Annotated in this window: 1 protein-coding gene; it reads left to right on the top strand. The window is 66.3% G+C overall.

Features of this window, described 5'->3' with window-relative positions:
- On the top strand, positions 1 to 665 hold a 665-nt coding region (locus HU767_RS28550; RefSeq protein WP_186731114.1), incomplete at both ends, for an AMP-binding protein.

Below are 665 nucleotides of genomic sequence, written 5' to 3'. Positions count from 1 at the left end.
GCCTGCCCGGACGCTGTGGCGGTGGTGGCTGGCGAGGCGCAGCTGAGCTACGCGCAACTCAATGCACGCGCCAACCAGATTGCCCATCGCCTGCTGGAACTGGGCATTCGCCCGGATGACCGCGTGGCGATCTGTGCCGATCGCAGCCTGGACATGGTCGCGGGCCTGCTGGGGATCCTCAAGGCCGGCGCGGCGTATGTGCCGCTGGACCCGGATTATCCGCATGAGCGCCTGGCCTACATGCTGGAAAACAGCGCGCCCATGGTGGTGCTGACCCAGCGCGCGTTGCAGGTCAGCCTGCCGGCTACCCAGGCGCGAACCCTGCTGCTGGATGAGGCGCAAGGGTTCTCGACGCAGCCCACCCATAATCCGCAGGTTGAAGGCTTGCATGCCAACCACCTGGCCTATGTCATCTACACCTCGGGTTCGACCGGCCTGCCCAAAGGCGTGATGAACGAGCACGGCGCGGTGGTCAACCGCCTGCTGTGGATGCAGGACGAATACGCTTTGACCGCCGCGGACGCGGTGTTGCAAAAGACCCCGTTCAGCTTCGACGTGTCGGTGTGGGAGTTCTTCTGGCCGCTGTTCAGCGGCGCGCGGCTGGTGATGGCCCGTCCGGGCGGGCATCGCGACCCGGCGTACCTGCGCGAAGTGATCCAGGCCCA

Source organism: Pseudomonas sp. SWRI179 (genome assembly GCF_014268705.1).
GTDB lineage: Bacteria > Pseudomonadota > Gammaproteobacteria > Pseudomonadales > Pseudomonadaceae > Aquipseudomonas > Aquipseudomonas zanjanensis.
Note: the sequence above shows the minus strand (reverse complement) of the source record. Positions and strands in the feature narration are given on the sequence as shown.